General features: G+C 51.3%; 15 protein-coding genes. 3 read left to right on the top strand and 12 right to left on the bottom strand.

Translation table 11 applies throughout. The features are described 5' to 3' along the window. Window positions 1-88 precede the first annotated feature (88 nt). Together BZG72_RS12565 and BZG72_RS12560 are read left to right on the top strand one after the other, a co-directional pair. A complete protein-coding gene (locus BZG72_RS12565) occupies window positions 89-994 on the top strand; it encodes a D-2-hydroxyacid dehydrogenase (RefSeq protein WP_077666930.1) in 906 nt (301 codons plus the stop codon). Beyond that, window positions 994-1581 (top strand): uracil-DNA glycosylase family protein, encoded by a 588-nt coding sequence (locus BZG72_RS12560; RefSeq protein WP_077666929.1) that lies wholly within the window; start codon window positions 994-996, stop codon window positions 1579-1581. The genes BZG72_RS12565 and BZG72_RS12560 overlap by 1 nt, the downstream gene beginning before the upstream one ends. 42 nt (window positions 1582-1623) lie before the next feature. Here the strand turns inward: BZG72_RS12560 and hemE are convergent, their stop codons facing one another. Both hemE and nudC read right to left on the bottom strand, forming a co-directional pair. Then, entirely contained in the window at window positions 1624-2688 is a 1065-nt protein-coding gene (hemE, locus tag BZG72_RS12555; RefSeq protein WP_046074517.1) for a uroporphyrinogen decarboxylase, read from the bottom strand. Between the two features lie 217 nt (window positions 2689-2905). Further along, the gene (nudC, locus tag BZG72_RS12550; protein ID WP_077666928.1) at window positions 2906-3676 is read right to left on the bottom strand and encodes an NAD(+) diphosphatase; all 771 of its coding nucleotides are present in this window, start codon (window positions 3674-3676) and stop codon (window positions 2906-2908) included. A gap of 144 nt (window positions 3677-3820) precedes the next feature. Here nudC and BZG72_RS12545 point away from each other — a divergent pair, with 144 nt between their 5' ends. Beyond that, entirely contained in the window at window positions 3821-4306 is a 486-nt protein-coding gene (locus tag BZG72_RS12545; protein WP_077666927.1) for an Rsd/AlgQ family anti-sigma factor, read from the top strand. A 157-nt stretch (window positions 4307-4463) separates the two neighbouring features. On the opposite strand, the gene rpoC is transcribed toward BZG72_RS12545, so the two are convergent. The 10 genes from rpoC to tuf form a co-directional block, all read right to left on the bottom strand. Continuing rightward, the gene (rpoC, locus tag BZG72_RS12540; protein WP_046074514.1) at window positions 4464-8678 is read right to left on the bottom strand and encodes a DNA-directed RNA polymerase subunit beta'; all 4215 of its coding nucleotides are present in this window, start codon (window positions 8676-8678) and stop codon (window positions 4464-4466) included. A gap of 83 nt (window positions 8679-8761) precedes the next feature. Continuing rightward, on the bottom strand, window positions 8762-12787 hold the full coding sequence (gene rpoB / locus BZG72_RS12535; protein WP_046074513.1) for a DNA-directed RNA polymerase subunit beta: 4026 nt from the start codon (window positions 12785-12787) through the stop codon (window positions 8762-8764). A gap of 229 nt (window positions 12788-13016) precedes the next feature. Further along, window positions 13017-13385, bottom strand: a complete 369-nt coding sequence (gene rplL, locus BZG72_RS12530) for a 50S ribosomal protein L7/L12 (RefSeq protein WP_046074512.1) — start codon at window positions 13383-13385, stop codon at window positions 13017-13019. A gap of 57 nt (window positions 13386-13442) precedes the next feature. Next, window positions 13443-13931 carry a 50S ribosomal protein L10 gene (gene rplJ / locus BZG72_RS12525; protein WP_046074511.1) on the bottom strand — a complete coding sequence of 163 codons (489 nt, stop codon included), beginning with the start codon at window positions 13929-13931 and terminating at the stop codon, window positions 13443-13445. A 229-nt stretch (window positions 13932-14160) separates the two neighbouring features. Continuing rightward, the gene (gene rplA / locus BZG72_RS12520; protein WP_046074510.1) at window positions 14161-14865 is read right to left on the bottom strand and encodes a 50S ribosomal protein L1; all 705 of its coding nucleotides are present in this window, start codon (window positions 14863-14865) and stop codon (window positions 14161-14163) included. Between the two features lie 4 nt (window positions 14866-14869). Continuing rightward, window positions 14870-15298 (bottom strand): 50S ribosomal protein L11, encoded by a 429-nt coding sequence (rplK, locus tag BZG72_RS12515; protein ID WP_046074509.1) that lies wholly within the window; start codon window positions 15296-15298, stop codon window positions 14870-14872. Between the two features lie 122 nt (window positions 15299-15420). Continuing rightward, a complete protein-coding gene (gene nusG, locus BZG72_RS12510) occupies window positions 15421-15966 on the bottom strand; it encodes a transcription termination/antitermination protein NusG (RefSeq protein WP_025744447.1) in 546 nt (181 codons plus the stop codon). Window positions 15967-15977: 11 nt separating this feature from the next. Next, window positions 15978-16349: a preprotein translocase subunit SecE gene (gene secE, locus BZG72_RS12505; RefSeq protein ID WP_025674747.1), complete on the bottom strand. Its 372-nt coding sequence runs from the start codon at window positions 16347-16349 to the stop codon at window positions 15978-15980. Window positions 16350-16575: 226 nt separating this feature from the next. Continuing rightward, window positions 16576-16827: an elongation factor Tu gene (locus BZG72_RS16460; RefSeq protein WP_128080537.1), complete on the bottom strand. Its 252-nt coding sequence runs from the start codon at window positions 16825-16827 to the stop codon at window positions 16576-16578. Then, window positions 16751-17741: elongation factor Tu (tuf, locus tag BZG72_RS12495; protein WP_443508086.1), on the bottom strand; the 991-nt coding region annotated here is incomplete at its 5' end. The genes tuf and BZG72_RS16460, both read right to left, overlap by 77 nt.

The following is a 17741-nucleotide window of genomic DNA, read 5'->3' as shown; positions in this document are numbered from 1 at the left end:
CAGTTGATCTTTAATAGCGAGAAGGAGTGTTATCCTCATAGAATGCGCTCAGTGTACTTGATTCCCCCCACCATAAAAAGGAGCCTTTGTGGATAAAATTTACGTTGTCAGCGAGCATGCCGAGACTTATCACCAGTTGATTGAAACGGCTCAGCTTCCCGATCTCGCTATCACCTCATCCGCAGAGGAGGCCAGTATCTGGTTGGCCGATCCGCCGCTTGCGGCCCCGCTATTGCCCAAAGCCAAGGCCTTGCGTTGGCTCCAGTCGACCTTTGCCGGTACCGATGCCCTGATTAAAGCCCCTTTCCGTCATTATCAACTCACCAACGTGCGCGGCATATTCGGGGCACTGATGGCCGAATATGTCTTCGGGTTTGTGCTCAATGAAAGCCGACATATTGGTCAGTACGCGAAGCAACAAGCGCAGTGTCACTGGCAGCCTCAGCCCTATCAGTCATTGCGAGGGCAAACGCTCGCCATCTTAGGCACAGGGGCGATTGGCCAGCATATCGCGACCGTCGCACACGCCTTTGGCATGACGGTACTTGGCGTCAACCAAGATGGGCGGCCAGTCGATAGCTTTGATCACACACTGACGCTGCCAGCATTACAGCAACGCTTGGGCGAGGTAGATGTTTTGGTCAGTACCTTGCCCGCGACGCCAGCCACATACCAATGCCTGAATGCAGTTTTTTGGCAGCATGGGCAACATCTCTTGTTTATTAACGTTGGCCGTGGCGCGACCGTGGATGAGCTCGCCCTGCTCGACGCTTTAGACAACAAAAAACTACGCCTGGCGGTCTTGGATGTGATGCAACAAGAGCCGCTACCGAAGCAGCACCCCTTTTGGACACACCCCAACGTGAGCGTGACGCCACATATTGCTGCCGTCAGTTTTCCTGAGCAGGTTTTTGCGCTCTTTGCGGATAATTATCGTCGCTGGCATGCAGGCCAGCCTCTGATTCACACTGTCGACTTTGACAAAGGGTACTAATGCTCTTTCCGGATTTAGACACGGCTTTAGCCGCAGCACGTGAATGCCGTTTGTGTCAGCATTGGCTAGCAGACGGCCCTCGGCCGGTGATCCAGGCCAGTGCTGACGCTCGCGTTCTGATTATCGGCCAAGCACCAGGTAGACGTGTCCATGAGAGTGGGCTGCCGTTTAATGACCCCAGTGGCGACCGCCTGCGTGAATGGCTGGGAGTCACACGTGAGCAGTTTTATCAGTCGGATTTATTTGCCATCATGCCCATGGGCTTTTGTTATCCCGGCAAAGGTAAATCGGGCGATCTACCGCCGGCGCGTATCTGCGCCCCCGTATGGCACCAGGCAATCAAAGCGCACCTTCCTCATGTTGCGGTAACCTTGCTGATTGGCCAATATGCACAGCAGTACTATTTAGCCAATAAACCCAAAACATTGACCGAGACCGTCAAGCACTGGCAAAAGTGGGCCCCTCATACCTTTGTACTGCCTCACCCCTCGCCCAGAAATAGCTTATGGCTGCGCCGTAATCCGTGGTTTGAAGAGCAGGTGGTGCCCGCCATGCGTTATCACGTTCAACAGGCTTTATACGATTGAGGCTAAAAAGAACAACGCTCGCCAGACGGCGAGCGTGTTTGACTAATCGTGGTAAGGGCGCGAGAGTTCATGCACCGCATCAATAAAGGCGCCTGCGTTTTCTGGCGGCACATCCAAATGAATGCCATGCCCAAGGTTAAACACATGGCCCGTGCCTTCTCCAAACCCTTCGAGGATGGTGGCCACCTCTTGGCGAATGCGCTCTGGACTCGCATAGAGCATCGATGGATCCATATTGCCTTGCAGCGCCACTTTGTCGCCAATTCGCGCTTTGGCATCCGCAATGTTAATGGTCCAGTCTAGTCCCACACCGTCGCACCCTGTGGCCGCGATATGCTCTAACCACATCCCCGCATTTTTGGTGAACAAGGTAACAGGGACACGGCGACCGTCATTTTCGCGAATAAGGCCATCAACGATTTTCTGCATATACTGCAAAGAAAAGTCGTTGTAGTCGCGTGGCGTGAGCACGCCCCCCCAGGTATCAAACACCATAACCGACTGGGCGCCGGCTTTAATTTGCGCATTCAAATAACTGGTCACGCTGTCAGCGAGTTTATCGAGTAAGGCATGCAAAGTTTGAGGCTCGGCATACATCATCTTCTTAATTTTGGTAAAGGCTTTTGAGGTGCCACCTTCCACCATGTAGGTCGCCAAGGTCCACGGGCTTCCCGAAAAACCAATTAACGGCACGTCACCGTTTAACTCACGACGGATGGTACGTACCGCATTCATCACATACTGCAGTTCCCCTTCGGGATCAGGCATGCCAATTTTATCCACGTCGGCTTTACAGGTGATGGGGCGGGAAAACTTGGGACCCTCGCCTGTTTCAAAGTACAGCCCGAGCCCCATCGCATCCGGAATGGTGAGGATGTCTGAGAACAAGATCGCCGCATCTAAATCGAAACGACGCAGTGGCTGCATGGTGACTTCGCAAGCCAGCTCGGCGTTTTTACACAATGACAAAAAATCCCCCGCTTGCGCACGCAATTCACGATACTCCGGTAGATAGCGACCCGCTTGGCGCATCATCCATACGGGGGTGCAATCGACTGACTGCTTGTAAAGGGCGCGTAAATAACGATCGTTTTTTAATTCGGTCATTGTGTTAAACCTGTGTGCGAATAGTGGCGCTCATTGTATCACTGTGCGGTAGCAACAAAAGCCAAGCTTTGTTAACAGGATCATAAAACTGTCACCTAGGGGCAGCAAAGGATTGCTGATCATTTAACCGCATGTTACAACCGACCCATAACGACAATAGGTCTACGAAAGACAATATGTTCGCATCTTACCCCGGCTCCCCTACGGCCGGGTTTTTTTATGCCTGCGCCAAGGTGCAACTGGCCTCAATCAAGCGTCGGGCAATCGTCCCCCTTGGCGCCACTGGCGGTAGGGCGTCGCAATCAAACCATTGTGCGTCACTGAGCTCTTCGTAGTCAGGCTTTAGCTCACCGCCCGCATACTCTGCTAAAAAGCCCATCATCAAATTAGAGGGAAACGCCCAAGGCTGGCTACCCATATAACGGATATTTTTAACCTGAATCCCCGTCTCCTCCTCGACCTCGCGCGCCACACACTGTTCGAGCGTTTCTCCGGGCTCGACGAACCCAGCAATCACGGTATACATCCCGGTTTTATGCCTTGGATGTTGTGCCAGTAGTAACCGCTTATCATCGCGCACCGCCACAATCACACACGGCGAGACACGCGGATAATCGTGACGCTGACAGTTAGCGCACCGCATCGCCACCGCCTGAGCGTCGAACGCAGTGCGCTGACCACAACGACCACAGAATGCTTGCTGCTGGCGCATATAATCGAGCTGAACCACACACCCCACTAACGCAAATAAGTCGGCTGACAGAGAGGGAAGTAAGTCTCGTAAACCCGCCATCTCATCATGGGGAAGCATCGGGTTACAATTAAATACCCCCACGACGGGCGTGTGCTGATAATCACCGACTGTTACGGTTTCACCGCCAGAAAAGGGTAACTGCGACAAGGGGATACATGGCAGCTCTCCTTTGGGTAGCCAGAGTTTGCCCTTGGTAATCGCGCACACATAGACGGCTTGTTGATTCTGAGACATGGTCACTTCCTTAGCCTTGCAGCTATACTTGAATACTGGCAATCTAGCTTTATAACGTGATGCAAAGGATTGAGCAGCCCGTTAATTTTCAGCTGGCCTTTTATAGTGCCATTCATTCGCTGATCGATCACGAGGATACCGATCATGCTGAGACAACTCGAACGAACCAAAGCACAATGGAGCGGTTACGACGAGGTTATCGATTACTGGCTCGAGCTACGTCGCCAACTGTTGGTGGAGTATTACAATGTGGCCGGCGTGGCCGCGAAAAAGAAGCAAGCCTTGCCAACCAAAGCCGAGCTTGACCGTTTTTGTGACTACCTAGTCGATTACATCTCCACCGGTCACTTCAAAATTTATAACATGGTCATGGAGCGTTGGCAGTCGACAGGCTTCTCTGCCACCAAAGAGACCGACAACCTCTATTTCCGTATTGTCGATACGACCGATCCACTGTTGGACTACAACGATAAATTTAGCGCGATCGACCTCGACGATGATGATTATGACGCCACGGAGTTCGATCAAGATATGTCTGCGATTGGTGAGTGGTTAGAGCAGCGTTTTGAGTTAGAAGATACCCTAATTCGCGTCATTGCCGACAGCCTTGCTCACCCACCGGGTGCGTAAGTCAACCTGCCTGTCAGCTGTATAACGCCGCCAACCTAGGCGGCTTTTTTGTTGCTGTCGTCACTGACAACCCCACACGCCAGATAAACAAAAGGCACCTCCGAAGAGGTGCCTTTTTATTTCGCTGTGGGCGTTGATATTATCAACGCTTCCACGCTTAGCTATCGTCGTTCAGACCCGCGTTCAGTAGCGCAGCAAGATCTTGCGAAGCTTGCTCTGCATCGACCTGAGGGGCTACTGGCTGCTCTGGCTCGGCACGTTTTGCTTGACGGTCTTTGTGATACGCGAAGCCGGTACCGGCTGGGATCAGACGACCCACAATCACGTTCTCTTTCAGACCACGCAAGTCATCACGCTTACCTGCCACGGCTGCTTCAGTCAGCACGCGCGTGGTTTCCTGGAACGATGCCGCTGAGATGAATGACTCAGTCGCCAACGAGGCTTTGGTGATACCCAGCAGATCACGACCAAAGGTCGCCGGCTGCTTGCCTTCCGCTTCGAGATCACGGTTAGCAATCATCACACGTGAGTATTCCACCTGCTCGCCTTCCAAGAACTCCGTATCACCGGCAGACTTAATGGTCACTTTACGCAGCATCTGACGCACGATGGTCTCGATGTGCTTATCGTTGATCTTAACACCCTGCAGACGGTAAACGTCTTGGACTTCGTTAGTGATGTATTCTGCTACCGCGTGAATACCACGCAAACGCAGAATGTCGTGTGGTGATTCAGGACCGTCTGCGATCACATCACCTTTCTCGACTTTTTCACCTTCGAATACGTTGAGCTGACGCCATTTTGGAATCATCTCTTCGTAAGCTTTACCCTCTTCTGGCGTGATAATCAGGCGGCGCTTACCTTTGGTTTCTTTACCGAAGGAAACAGTACCTGTGATCTCTGCCAAGATAGCAGGCTCTTTTGGCTTACGTGCTTCAAACAGGTCAGCAACACGTGGTAGACCACCAGTGATATCCTTGGTACCGCCGCTTTCTTGCGGGATACGAGCAAGGGTGTCACCAATACCAACGCTTGCGCCGTCGTCCAGTTGAACGATCGCTTTACCAGGCAAGAAGTACTGAACTGGCATATCAGTGCCAGGTACCATCACATCGTTGCCTTGTGCATCCACCAACTTCACCGCAGGACGCTTGTCTTTACCGGATGATGGGCGCTCAGAGGCATCCATAACCACGATAGAAGACAGACCCGTGAGCTCGTCCGTTTGACGCTGCATAGTCGCACCATCAATCATATCCACGAAGCGAAGGCTACCTTCTACCTCAGTGATGATTGGCATGGTGTGTGGGTCCCAGTTAGCTACCACGTCGCCGGCTTCAACGGCTTCGCCGTCTTGCTTGCTCAGCATGGCACCGTAAGGGACTTTGTAGCTCTCTTTGGTACGGCCAAACTCATCCACAATGGTCATCTCTGACGCACGCGAGGTAATCACTAGCTTACCGTCGCTATTGGTCACAGATTTCACATTGTGCAGGTGCATAGAACCTTTGTTCTTCACCTGGATGTTGTTTTCTGCTGCTGCACGCGATGCCGCACCACCGATGTGGAAGGTACGCATGGTCAGCTGTGTGCCTGGCTCACCGATAGACTGTGCGGCGATAACGCCCACAGACTCACCGTGGTTAACCAAATGACCACGTGCCAAGTCACGGCCGTAACAGTTCGCACAGCAACCAAAGTCAGTTTCACAGGTCACGACAGAGCGCACTTTTACCTTGTCGACAGAGTGGTGCTCAAGAATGTCACACCATTTCTCGTCCAACAGGGTGTTACGTGGCGCCAGCACTTCTTCTGTGCCCGGCTTAAGCACATCTTCAGCCACGACACGACCCAGCACACGCTCACGCAGGGCTTCTTTTACGTCGCCACCTTCGATAACCGCCATCATGTGGATACCACCTTCGGTACCACAATCGGTTTCGGTCACCACCACGTCTTGGGCAACGTCAACCAGGCGACGCGTCAGGTAACCTGAGTTCGCTGTCTTCAGTGCGGTATCGGCGAGACCCTTACGCGCACCGTGCGTAGAGATAAAGTACTGTAGTACGTTCAGACCTTCACGGAAGTTCGCGGTGATCGGCGTTTCGATGATAGAACCATCCGGTTTCGCCATCAGACCACGCATACCCGCCAGCTGACGGATCTGTGCGGCAGAACCACGCGCCCCTGAATCGGCCATCATGTATACGCTGTTGAACGAGCTTTGCGTCTCTTCTTCACCGTCACGGTTAATCACTGTCTCATTAGACAGGTTATCCATCATGGCTTTCGCGACTTGCTCGTTCGCCGCCGCCCAAATATCGATCACTTTGTTATAGCGCTCACCAGCGGTCACCAGACCCGACTGGAATTGCTCTTGGATTTCCGCAACTTCGCTTTCAGCCGCTTCAATCAGATCGTATTTCGCTTGTGGGATCACCATGTCGTCGATGCCGACAGAGGTGCCCGATAGCGCGGAATAAGCAAAACCTGTGTACATGATTTGGTCAGCAAAGATAACCGTATCTTTCAGACCCAGCTTACGGTAGCACGTGTTGAGCAAATTAGAGATTTGCTTTTTGCCTAGCGGCTGGTTAACCAACTCGTAGGGCAGGCCGTCTGGAACAATAGTCCACAGCATGGCACGACCGACGGTGGTATCGACGAGCGCTTCTTTCTCAGTGCGTGCACCCATCTCATCGATATCGATTTGCTTGATGCGCACTTTTACACGGCTATGCAGTTCAGCATGACCGGTACGGTAAACTTTTTCAGCTTCGCCTGGGCCTGCCAGGTACATGCCTTCGCCTTTGCCGTTCACCTTCTCACGGGTCATGTAATAAAGACCCAGTACCACGTCCTGAGACGGTACAATGATAGGATCACCCGATGCTGGCGAAAGAATGTTGTTGGTTGACATCATCAACGCACGCGCTTCGAGCTGCGCTTCCAGCGTCAGCGGTACGTGAACCGCCATCTGGTCACCATCGAAGTCGGCGTTATAGGCCGCACACACCAATGGGTGTAGCTGAATCGCCTTACCTTCGATAAGCACAGGTTCAAACGCTTGGATACCCAAACGGTGAAGCGTTGGTGCACGGTTTAGCAGCACAGGGTGTTCACGGATGACTTCATCCAAGATATCCCATACCACGGCTTCTTCGCGCTCAACCATCTTCTTGGCGGCTTTGATAGTGGTCGCCAGACCACGGGTCTCAAGCTTGCCGTAGATAAACGGTTTAAACAGCTCGAGTGCCATTTTCTTTGGCAGACCACACTGATGCAGGCGCAAGTATGGACCCACGGTAATCACCGAACGGCCAGAGTAATCAACACGTTTACCCAGCAGGTTCTGACGGAAACGACCCTGCTTACCTTTGATCATGTCAGCCAGCGATTTCAGCGGACGCTTATTCGAACCGGTGATCGCACGACCACGACGGCCGTTATCCAGCATCGCATCCACAGACTCTTGCAGCATGCGCTTTTCGTTGCGCACGATGATGTCTGGGGCAGCAAGATCAAGCAGGCGCTTCAAACGGTTGTTACGGTTGATCACGCGGCGATACAGATCGTTAAGATCTGACGTCGCAAAGCGACCACCATCCAACGGTACCAATGGACGCAGATCCGGCGGCAGCACAGGCAGCACGGTCAGGATCATCCACTCAGGGTTGTTACCTGATTGCAAGAAGGATTCAACCAGCTTCAAACGCTTGGTGATCTTCTTACGCTTGGTCTCAGAGTTGGTCTCTTCGAGCTGCTCACGCATTTGTTCTGTCTCAACCGACAGATCCATGTTCGCCAGCAGTGCTTTGACTGCTTCAGCGCCCATGCGCGCGTCAAATTCGTCGCCCCACTCTTCGAGTGCGTCTAGATATTGTTCTTCAGACATCATCTGACCACGCTCGAGGTTGGTCATGCCTGGTTCAATAACAATGTACGACTCAAAGTAAAGCACGCGCTCGATGTCACGCAGTGGCATGTCCATCAGCAAGCCGATGCGCGATGGCAGCGACTTCAGGAACCAAATGTGGGCAACAGGAGAAGCCAGCTCAATGTGACCCATACGCTCACGGCGTACTTTGGTCTGAGTAACTTCAACGCCACATTTTTCACAAATGACGCCGCGGTGCTTGAGGCGCTTGTACTTACCGCAAAGACACTCATAGTCTTTGACCGGGCCAAAGATACGTGCACAGAACAAACCGTCACGTTCAGGCTTAAAGGTACGGTAGTTAATGGTTTCTGGCTTTTTCACTTCACCAAACGACCATGAACGAATCATGTCAGGTGAGGCAAGACCGATCTTGATTGAATCAAATTCTTCGGTCTTATGTTGTGCTTTCAGAAACTTAAGTAAGTCTTTCACAATCGGCTCCTGTGAGGAGTTGACCCATAAAGGCGCTGACCGGCAGCGCCTTCATATTCTTACCGGAGAGAGTAGCGCGTGGCTTACTCGTCTTCCAGCTCGATGTTGATACCCAACGAGCGGATTTCTTTCAGCAATACGTTGAAAGATTCCGGCATGCCCGGCTCCATACGATGGTCGCCATCAACGATGTTTTTATACATCTTGGTACGGCCATTAACGTCATCCGACTTCACGGTGAGCATTTCTTGCAGGGTATAGGCAGCACCGTATGCTTCCAGTGCCCATACTTCCATCTCACCGAAGCGCTGACCACCGAACTGTGCCTTACCACCCAGCGGCTGCTGAGTTACCAAGCTGTAAGAGCCTGTTGAACGGGCGTGCATCTTATCGTCAACAAGGTGGTTGAGTTTCAGCATGTACATGTAACCCACGGTTACTGGACGCTCAAACTTCTCACCCGTGCGGCCATCGTAAAGGTCAAGCTGACCTGACTCTGGCAAATCACCCAGTTTCAATAGCTCTTTGACAACCGGCTCAGGCGCACCATCAAAGACAGGAGACGCGGTTGGCAGACCATCACGCAGGTTATTGATCAACGTGCGAACTTCCTCGTCAGTCAGTTTACTGATGTCCACTTCCTGACGGGTCTCACCCAGATCATAGACCTTCTGCAAGAACTCACGGAATTTCGCCAGTTCCTGCTGCTCTTTGAGCATGCGATTGATCTTGTCACCAATACCTTTCGCCGCCAGACCCAAGTGTGTTTCTAGGATCTGACCGATGTTCATCCGCGAAGGAACACCCAGTGGGTTCAGCACTAAGTCAACAGGCTCGCCTGACTCGTCGTAAGGCATATCTTCGATCGGGTTGATCTTAGAGATAACACCTTTGTTACCGTGACGACCGGCCATCTTATCGCCTGGCTGAATGCGACGTTTCACCGCAAGGTAGACTTTAACAATCTTCAACACGCCTGGGGCAAGGTCATCACCTTGAGTGATCTTGCGACGCTTGGTGTCGAATTTCTTATCAAAGTCGGCTTTGATTTCGTCGTATTGCTCAGCCAATTGCTCAAGCTGGGTTTGCTGTGCTTCATCATCCAGCGTTTGCGTCAACATGGTCTGACGATCCATGCCGTCGAGCTGGTTGTCGGTATAACCGGCTTGAGAAAGCAGTGTGCGAACACGCGCCATCAGACCGCCTTCAAGGATAGAGAACTCCTCGGTCAGGTCTTTCTTGGCTTCTTTCAACTGCATTTCTTCGATTTCGAGTGCACGCTTGTCTTTCTCTACGCCATCGCGAGTAAAGACTTGTACATCGATAACCGTACCAGACACACCATTCGGTACACGCAGTGACGAGTCTTTCACGTCAGACGCTTTTTCACCGAAAATGGCACGCAGCAGCTTCTCTTCTGGTGTCAGTTGTGTTTCGCCTTTTGGCGTCACTTTGCCGACCATGATATCGCCACCTTTCACTTCGGCACCGATATACACCACACCTGACTCATCCAGCTTAGACAGCGCAGCTTCACCCACGTTTGGAATATCCGCGGTGATTTCTTCGCTACCCAGCTTGGTGTCACGCGCCACACAAGACAGCTCTTGAATGTGGATAGTGGTCAAACGGTCTTCCTGAGCAACACGCTCAGAAATAAGGATGGAATCCTCAAAGTTGTAACCATTCCACGGCATAAACGCGATACGCATGTTCTGCCCCAGTGCCAGCTCGCCCAAGTCAGTCGATGGGCCGTCAGCCAGTACATCACCTTTTGCCACTTCGTGGCCCGGCATCACTGTTGGACGCTGGTTAATACAGGTGTTCTGGTTAGAACGTGTGTATTTGATCAAGCTGTAGATGTCGATACCGGCTTCGCCTGGTACCAATTCATCTTCATTCACTTTCACTACGATACGTGAGGCGTCAACGGACTGAATGGTACCGCCACGTTTGGCTACCGCGGTAACACCCGAGTCAACGGCGACGTTACGCTCGATACCCGTACCAACCAGCGGCTTTTGCGCACGCAATGTTGGCACGGCCTGACGTTGCATGTTCGCGCCCATCAAGGCACGGTTCGCATCGTCATGCTCAAGGAACGGGATCAGAGAAGCAGCCACCGATACGACCTGGTTGGTCGCAACGTCCATGTACTGGACATGGTCTCGTGGGTGCAAGCCTGATTCGCCTGTCTTACGGGCCGTGATCAGTTCGTCAGTGAATGAGCCATCTTCATTTAACGCGGCGTTTGCCTGCGCAATGACGTAGTGACCTTCTTCAATTGCTGACAAGTAATCGATTTGATCCGTCACTTTACCGTCAACGACTTTCCGGTAAGGTGTTTCGAGGAAGCCATAAGCGTTGCAACGCGCAAACGCAGACAGTGAGTTAATCAGACCGATGTTCGGCCCTTCCGGTGTTTCGATCGGACAAAGACGACCGTAGTGCGTCGCATGAACGTCACGCACTTCAAAGCCGGCGCGCTCACGCGTCAGACCACCTGGACCCAAGGCAGAGATACGACGCTTATGCGTCACCTCAGACAATGGGTTGTTTTGGTCCATAAACTGTGACAGCTGCGAAGAACCAAAGAACTCTTTCACTGCCGCAGAGATAGGCTTGGCGTTAATCAAGTCTTGTGGCATCACGTTATCGAGATCGCCCAAGCTCAAACGCTCTTTAACGGCACGCTCTACACGTACCAAACCAACACGGAACTGGTTTTCTGCCATTTCACCCACAGAGCGAATACGGCGGTTACCCAGGTGATCAATATCGTCCACTTCACCAATACCGTTACGGATATGGATAAGTTTACGCATCACCTCGATGATGTCTTCTTTGCTCAGTACGCCAGGCCCGGTGAGGTCGTCACGACCCAACGAGCTGTTGAACTTCATACGACCAACAGATGATAAATCATAGCGGTCATCTGAGAAGAACAGGCTCTCAAACAGTTGCTCGGCTGCTTCACGCGTTGGCGGCTCGCCAGGACGCATCATGCGATAGATTTCGACTAGCGCCGTGAGACGATCCGTGGTGTTGTCGATACGCAAGGTATCGGACATGTACGGGCCATGGTCCAGGTCATTGGTAAACAGGGTTTCGATACGTTTGTGACCTGCTTGCGACAACTGCGCCAGTGTCTCCAGGCTGACCTCTTGGTTAGCCGAGACAATCACTTCACCTGTGTCCTGATTGACATACTCACGCGCAGAAATCTTGCCCGCAATGTACTCAACTGGCACTTCGATGTGATCAACGTTATCTTTCGTCAACTGACGGATATGACGCGCAGTGATTCGACGACCCTGCTCCACGTAGACTTTACCGTCCGCTTCGATATCAAAGCTGGCGGTTTCGCCACGTAGACGCTCAGGCACCAGTTCCATCACCAGAGACTTGCCTTTTACTTCGAAAACAACTTTTTCGAAGAACAGGTCTAGGATCTCTTCAGTGGTGTATTCCAGCGCACGCAGAATAATCGAAGCTGGCAGCTTACGACGACGATCGATACGAACGTATACGATATCCTTAGGATCGAATTCGAAATCCAACCATGAACCACGGTATGGGATCACGCGTGCGTTATATAGCACTTTTCCTGAGGAATGGGTTTTACCCTTATCGCTGTCGAAAAAGACGCCCGGACTACGGTGCAGCTGGGATACGATAACCCTCTCAGTACCATTGATGACAAAGGTACCATTTTCAGTCATGAGCGGAATTTCGCCCATATAGACTTCTTGTTCTTTGATGTCTTTAACGGTACCAGCCGGGGCATCCTTATCAAACATCACCAAGCGCAGTTTGACGCGTAGTGGGGCCGAATAGGTTACGCCGCGAATTTGGCATTCTTTGACATCGAAAACTGGCTCACCGAGACGATAGCTAACGTATTGCAGCTCGGAATTGCCGTTGTAGCTCTGAATTGGAAAGACAGAGCGAAAGGCAGCTTCAAGACCGTATTGCCCTTCTGGATCCTGCTCGATAAAGTTCTTAAAAGATTCAAGCTGGATCGACAGCAAGTATGGCACGTCCAGAACTTGCGGACGCTTACCAAAATCCTTACGGATACGCTTTTTCTCGGTATAAGAGTAAACCATAGGGTTCCTCAGCTCGCTGATAAGTGACCCAAACTGTCCAGTACAAGGGACAGTGACTAAACAACCACCGTTTAGTGTAGGAAAATCAAAGCGCTTGCTTTGATTTTTTTTGCATGGTCAGCAGTGATAAAACGGGGTGAAAATTTCACTACTGCCCTACAGCGCAAAAAGGCCGGTGGCTTTTTAGCCACCAGCCAATGCCTTTTCAGGCTAGGAAATTAAGTATAAATTACTTAACTTCAACAGAAGCACCAGCTTCTTCTAGCTGAGCTTTAAGCGCGTCAGCTTCTTCTTTCTCAACACCTTCTTTCAGAGGTGCAGGCGCGCCGTCAACAAGCGCTTTCGCTTCTTTCAGGCCTAGACCAGTTGCGCCACGTACCGCTTTGATAACGGCTACTTTATTCGCACCCGCTTCAGTTAGGATAACGTCAAATTCGGTTTGCTCTTCAGCCGCGCCGCCTTCAGCAGCACCGCCAGCAACAACGGCTGCTGCCGCTGATACGCCGAATTTTTCTTCCATAGCTTCGATAAGCTCAACAACTTGCATTACAGACATGTCTGCAATTGCGTCTAGGATTTGCTCGTTAGTGATAGACATAACAATTCTCTTTAAAGTCAACAATAAAAGGATTAAGCAACCAAATTAAACGGGCGATTAGGCCGCGTCTTTTTGATCGCGAACAGCGGCGATAGTACGAACCAGCTTGCCGGCAGAAGCTTCTTTCAAGCCCATCATTAGGCGTGCAATTGCTTCGTCGTACGTTGGCAGTGTCGCCAGTACCTCTGGGTCAGTGATCGCGCCTTCGAATGCAGCAGATTTAACCTCAAACTCTTTGTTTTCTTTTGCGAAGTCTTTGAAAAGACGCGCAGCGGCACCTGGGTGCTCGTTAGAAAACGCAATCAGAGTTGGGCCAACAAAAGTGTCTTGCAGACACTCATACTCAGTGCCTTCAACTGCACGGCGAGCCAGTGTGTTACGCACAACTTTCATGTAAACGCCCGCTTCACGCGCTTGTTTACGTAGAGAAGTCATTGCGTCAACGGCAACACCGCGAGAATCAGCAACTACTGCAGACAGGGCTCCACTGGCAGCTTCGTTGACTTCAGCAACAATTGCTTTTTTGTCTTGAAGGTTTAAAGCCATTTGGATTTGCTCCTGGATTGTTTAACACCACTCTCTACAGCCTTGCAGAGAGAGCTTGTACGGTGCAGATCCAAGAAAGACGAGAAATCTATCATGTTCTGGCACCGTCTACGTAGGAAATATTAAGTTCGTAATGAACGCCTACGGTCTTGGACGAAGTTTGCCGAGGCAAACTCAGCCATAAAATTGTCAAGCGAGAGAGTATAAACTACTCACTCGCTTGTCGCAATTAGTTAACGCTTGCTTCCAAAGAGTTCTGGTCTAGAGAAACACCAGCACCCATGGTTGTTGAAAGGCTAACTTTCTTGATGTAAGTACCTTTAGCTGAAGTTGGCTTCGCCTTCTTCAGTGCCACCAACAGCGCTTCCAGGTTTTCTTTCAGGCTGTCTGCGTCAAAGTCAACTTTACCGATGGTGGTATGAACGATGCCGTTCTTATCATTACGGTAACGAACCTGACCTGCTTTCGCGTTTTTAACCGCTTCAGCAACGTTAGGCGTGACAGTACCCACTTTCGGGTTTGGCATCAGGCCACGTGGGCCTAGGATGGTACCTAGCTGGCCAACAACGCGCATTGCGTCTGGTGAAGCGACGACGACGTCAAAGTTCATTTCGCCTTTCTTCACTTGCTCAGCAAGATCTTCCATACCTACGATATCAGCACCCGCTTCTTTCGCCGCGTCAGCGTTCGCACCTTGTGTGAACACAGCAACACGGATGTCACGGCCTGTACCGTTAGGCAGTACAGTCGCGCCACGAACGTTTTGGTCTGATTTACGAGCATCGATGCCAAGGTTGACAGAAACATCAACACTTTCAACGAATTTTGCAGTCGCCAGTTCCTTCAGTAGAGCAACGGCTTCGTTGATGTCGTACTCTTTGGTCACATCAACTTTTTCGCGGATTACGCGCATGCGCTTAGTCATTTTAGCCATTGTCTTAACCCTCTACGTTCAGGCCCATTGAACGGGCAGTACCCGCAATGGAGCGTTTCATCGCTTCGATGTCCGCACCGGTCATGTCTGCCGCTTTGGTTTCTGCGATCTCTTGGATCTGCGCGTCAGTCACGGTACCCACTTTTTCAGTGTTCGGACGACCTGAACCAGATTTCACGCCTGCTGCTTTCTTAAGAAGAATCGCGGCTGGCGGAGTCTTGGTTACGAAGGTGAAAGAACGGTCACTGTATACAGTGATAACAACTGGAGTTGGTAGACCTTTCTCGATAGATTCGGTCTTCGCGTTAAACGCTTTACAGAACTCCATGATGTTCACACCGTGTTGACCCAGAGCAGGACCAACCGGTGGCGATGGGTTAGCTGCACCCGCTGCAACTTGCAGCTTGATGTAAGCTTCTACTTTCTTTGCCATTATTCAATTACCTTATTTTGGGTACTAACGTCTATCTCGCGATAAACTCCCCGTTTAACAAAAGGGCGCGAAATTATAGTCAAATTTCGCGCCCTTGCCAACCATTAGCGGTGCTTTTTTGATCAGGTTTTTTCTACCTGGCCAAACTCAAGCTCAACAGGGGTCGCACGGCCGAATATAGACACCGAGACTTTAAGGCGGTTCTTATCGTAGTCAACTTGCTCTACGACACCATTAAAGTCTGCAAACGGTCCTTCGGTCACACGCACCACTTCGCCCGCTTCAAACACGGTTTTATGAACCGGAGACTCGCTCGCTTTTTCTAAGCGATTGAGAATAGAGTCCGCTTCTTTATCAGAAATAGGTGCTGGGCGATCTGAGGTGCCACCAATGAAACCCATCACACGTGGCACACCACGTACCAAGTGCCAAGATTCATCGTTCATCACCATTTGGACGAGCACATAACCTGGGAAGAATTTACGCTCGCTCTTGCGACGTTGTCCCTGGCGCATTTCAACCACTTCTTCGGTTGGCACCAAGACTTCCCCGAAATAGTCTTCCATTTCGTGCATTTTGATATGTTCGCGCAGTGACTGCGCAACACGGCTTTCAAAACCAGAGAAAGCCTGGACCACATACCAACGTTTTTTGGGAGCTTCGCTCATGTACTTTTACCTCACACGCCAGTGATTAGGCGGACTAGACGGACCATGATTCCGTCAACGCCCCACAAGATGAGCGCCATAACAACAGTAACAGCCAGAACGATGAGAGAAGTCTGTAAAGTCTCTTGGCGGGTTGGCCAAATCACTTTACGCACTTCCATACGCGATTCGCGTGCAAACGTGATCGCAGCTTTTCCTTTCATCGTGAGTGCAGCGACACCACCGGCAGCGGCAACCAATACCACCACGGCAGCAGCTCGCACTACCACAGACACGTCACTGTACAGGCTATTCCCTATCACGGCTGCGGCCAATAGGACAAAAACAACACCCCATTTAAGGATGTCCATCGAACCGGATTGGGTCTCAGCGTTCGCTTTCATACATTCTACCTGTAACAAGTCTACATAGACGGCAGTGCCTTTTCAGCCATCCACAATCAGTGTTTGGCAAAGGCACATGGTGACCATAACGCCTCAATCAAGCACGATACGATCACTAAACTCTGCGCTTGCTAACGACTGCTGGCTAAATTCACACCAATAGGAGCGTCAAACGCAGAAAAAGGGCATCAAATGATGCCCTTTTTACTAGTGTTTCGTCAAATCATTATTCAATGATGTTAGCAACAACACCAGCGCCTACAGTACGGCCACCTTCACGGATAGCGAAACGTAGGCCTTCGTCCATCGCGATAGGTGCGATGAGCGTAACAACCATCTTGATGTTGTCACCAGGCATTACCATCTCAACGCCTTCTGGCAGCTCGATAGTACCGGTCACGTCAGTCGTACGGAAGTAGAACTGTGGACGATAGCCTTTGAAGAACGGCGTATGACGGCCACCTTCGTCTTTGCCCAGTACGTATACTTCTGACTCGAACTTGGTGTGCGGAGTGATTGAACCAGTGAACAACCATCTTGATGTTGTCACCAGGCATTACCATCTCAACGCCTTCTGGCAGCTCGATAGTACCGGTCACGTCAGTCGTACGGAAGTAGAACTGTGGACGATAGCCTTTGAAGAACGGCGTATGACGGCCACCTTCGTCTTTGCCCAGTACGTATACTTCTGACTCGAACTTGGTGTGCGGAGTGATTGAACCAGGCTTCGCCAGTACTTGACCACGCTCTACTTCGTCACGCTTAGTACCACGCAGAAGAACACCAACGTTCTCACCCGCACGGCCTTCGTCTAGAAGCTTACGGAACATYTCAACACCAGTACAMGTGGTCTTSGYGGTGTCTTTCATGCCCACGATTTCAACGTCGTCACCYACAGTGATGATRCCTTGCTCAACACGACCAGTGACAACAGTACCACGGCCTTGGATTGAGAATACGTCTTCGATTGGCAGGATGAACGGCTTGTCGATCGCACGCTCTGGCTCTGGGATGTAAGAATCCAGCGCTTCAGATAGCTCAACGATCTTCTGCTCCCACTGCTCTTCACCGTTCAGGGCACCCAGCGCTGAACCTTGGATTACTGGGCAGTCGTCACCTGGGAAGTCGTACTCTGAAAGTAGTTCACGTACTTCCATTTCAACCAGCTCAAGCAGCTCTTCATCATCAACCATGTCACATTTGTTCATGAACACGATGATGTTTGGAATACCAACCTGACGGCCAAGTAGGATGTGCTCACGCGTCTGTGGCATTGGGCCATCAGTTGCTGCTACAACCAGGATACCACCGTCCATCTGCGCCGCACCGGTGATCATGTTTTTCACATAGTCAGCGTGTCCTGGGCAGTCAACGTGTGCGTCAACGTGTGCG

Source organism: Salinivibrio sp. PR6, assembly GCF_001995955.1.
Lineage (GTDB): Bacteria > Pseudomonadota > Gammaproteobacteria > Enterobacterales > Vibrionaceae > Salinivibrio > Salinivibrio siamensis.
Note: the sequence above shows the minus strand (reverse complement) of the source record. Positions and strands in the feature narration are given on the sequence as shown.

What these genes read in the sequence shown, in the direction of transcription:
- rplK (WP_046074509.1), bottom strand. Translation starts at nt 15,298, where the DNA reads ATGGCAAAGAAAGTAGAAGCTTACATCAAGCTGCAAGTTGCAGCGGGT.
- rplL (WP_046074512.1), bottom strand. Translation starts at nt 13,385, where the DNA reads ATGTCTATCACTAACGAGCAAATCCTAGACGCAATTGCAGACATGTCT.
- rplJ (WP_046074511.1), bottom strand. Translation starts at nt 13,931, where the DNA reads ATGGCTTTAAACCTTCAAGACAAAAAAGCAATTGTTGCTGAAGTCAAC.
- BZG72_RS12545 (WP_077666927.1), top strand. Translation starts at nt 3,821, where the DNA reads ATGCTGAGACAACTCGAACGAACCAAAGCACAATGGAGCGGTTACGAC.
- hemE (WP_046074517.1), bottom strand. Translation starts at nt 2,688, where the DNA reads ATGACCGAATTAAAAAACGATCGTTATTTACGCGCCCTTTACAAGCAG.
- secE (WP_025674747.1), bottom strand. Translation starts at nt 16,349, where the DNA reads ATGAAAGCGAACGCTGAGACCCAATCCGGTTCGATGGACATCCTTAAA.
- rplA (WP_046074510.1), bottom strand. Translation starts at nt 14,865, where the DNA reads ATGGCTAAAATGACTAAGCGCATGCGCGTAATCCGCGAAAAAGTTGAT.
- nusG (WP_025744447.1), bottom strand. Translation starts at nt 15,966, where the DNA reads ATGAGCGAAGCTCCCAAAAAACGTTGGTATGTGGTCCAGGCTTTCTCT.
- BZG72_RS12560 (WP_077666929.1), top strand. Translation starts at nt 994, where the DNA reads ATGCTCTTTCCGGATTTAGACACGGCTTTAGCCGCAGCACGTGAATGC.
- nudC (WP_077666928.1), bottom strand. Translation starts at nt 3,676, where the DNA reads ATGTCTCAGAATCAACAAGCCGTCTATGTGTGCGCGATTACCAAGGGC.
- rpoB (WP_046074513.1), bottom strand. Translation starts at nt 12,787, where the DNA reads ATGGTTTACTCTTATACCGAGAAAAAGCGTATCCGTAAGGATTTTGGT.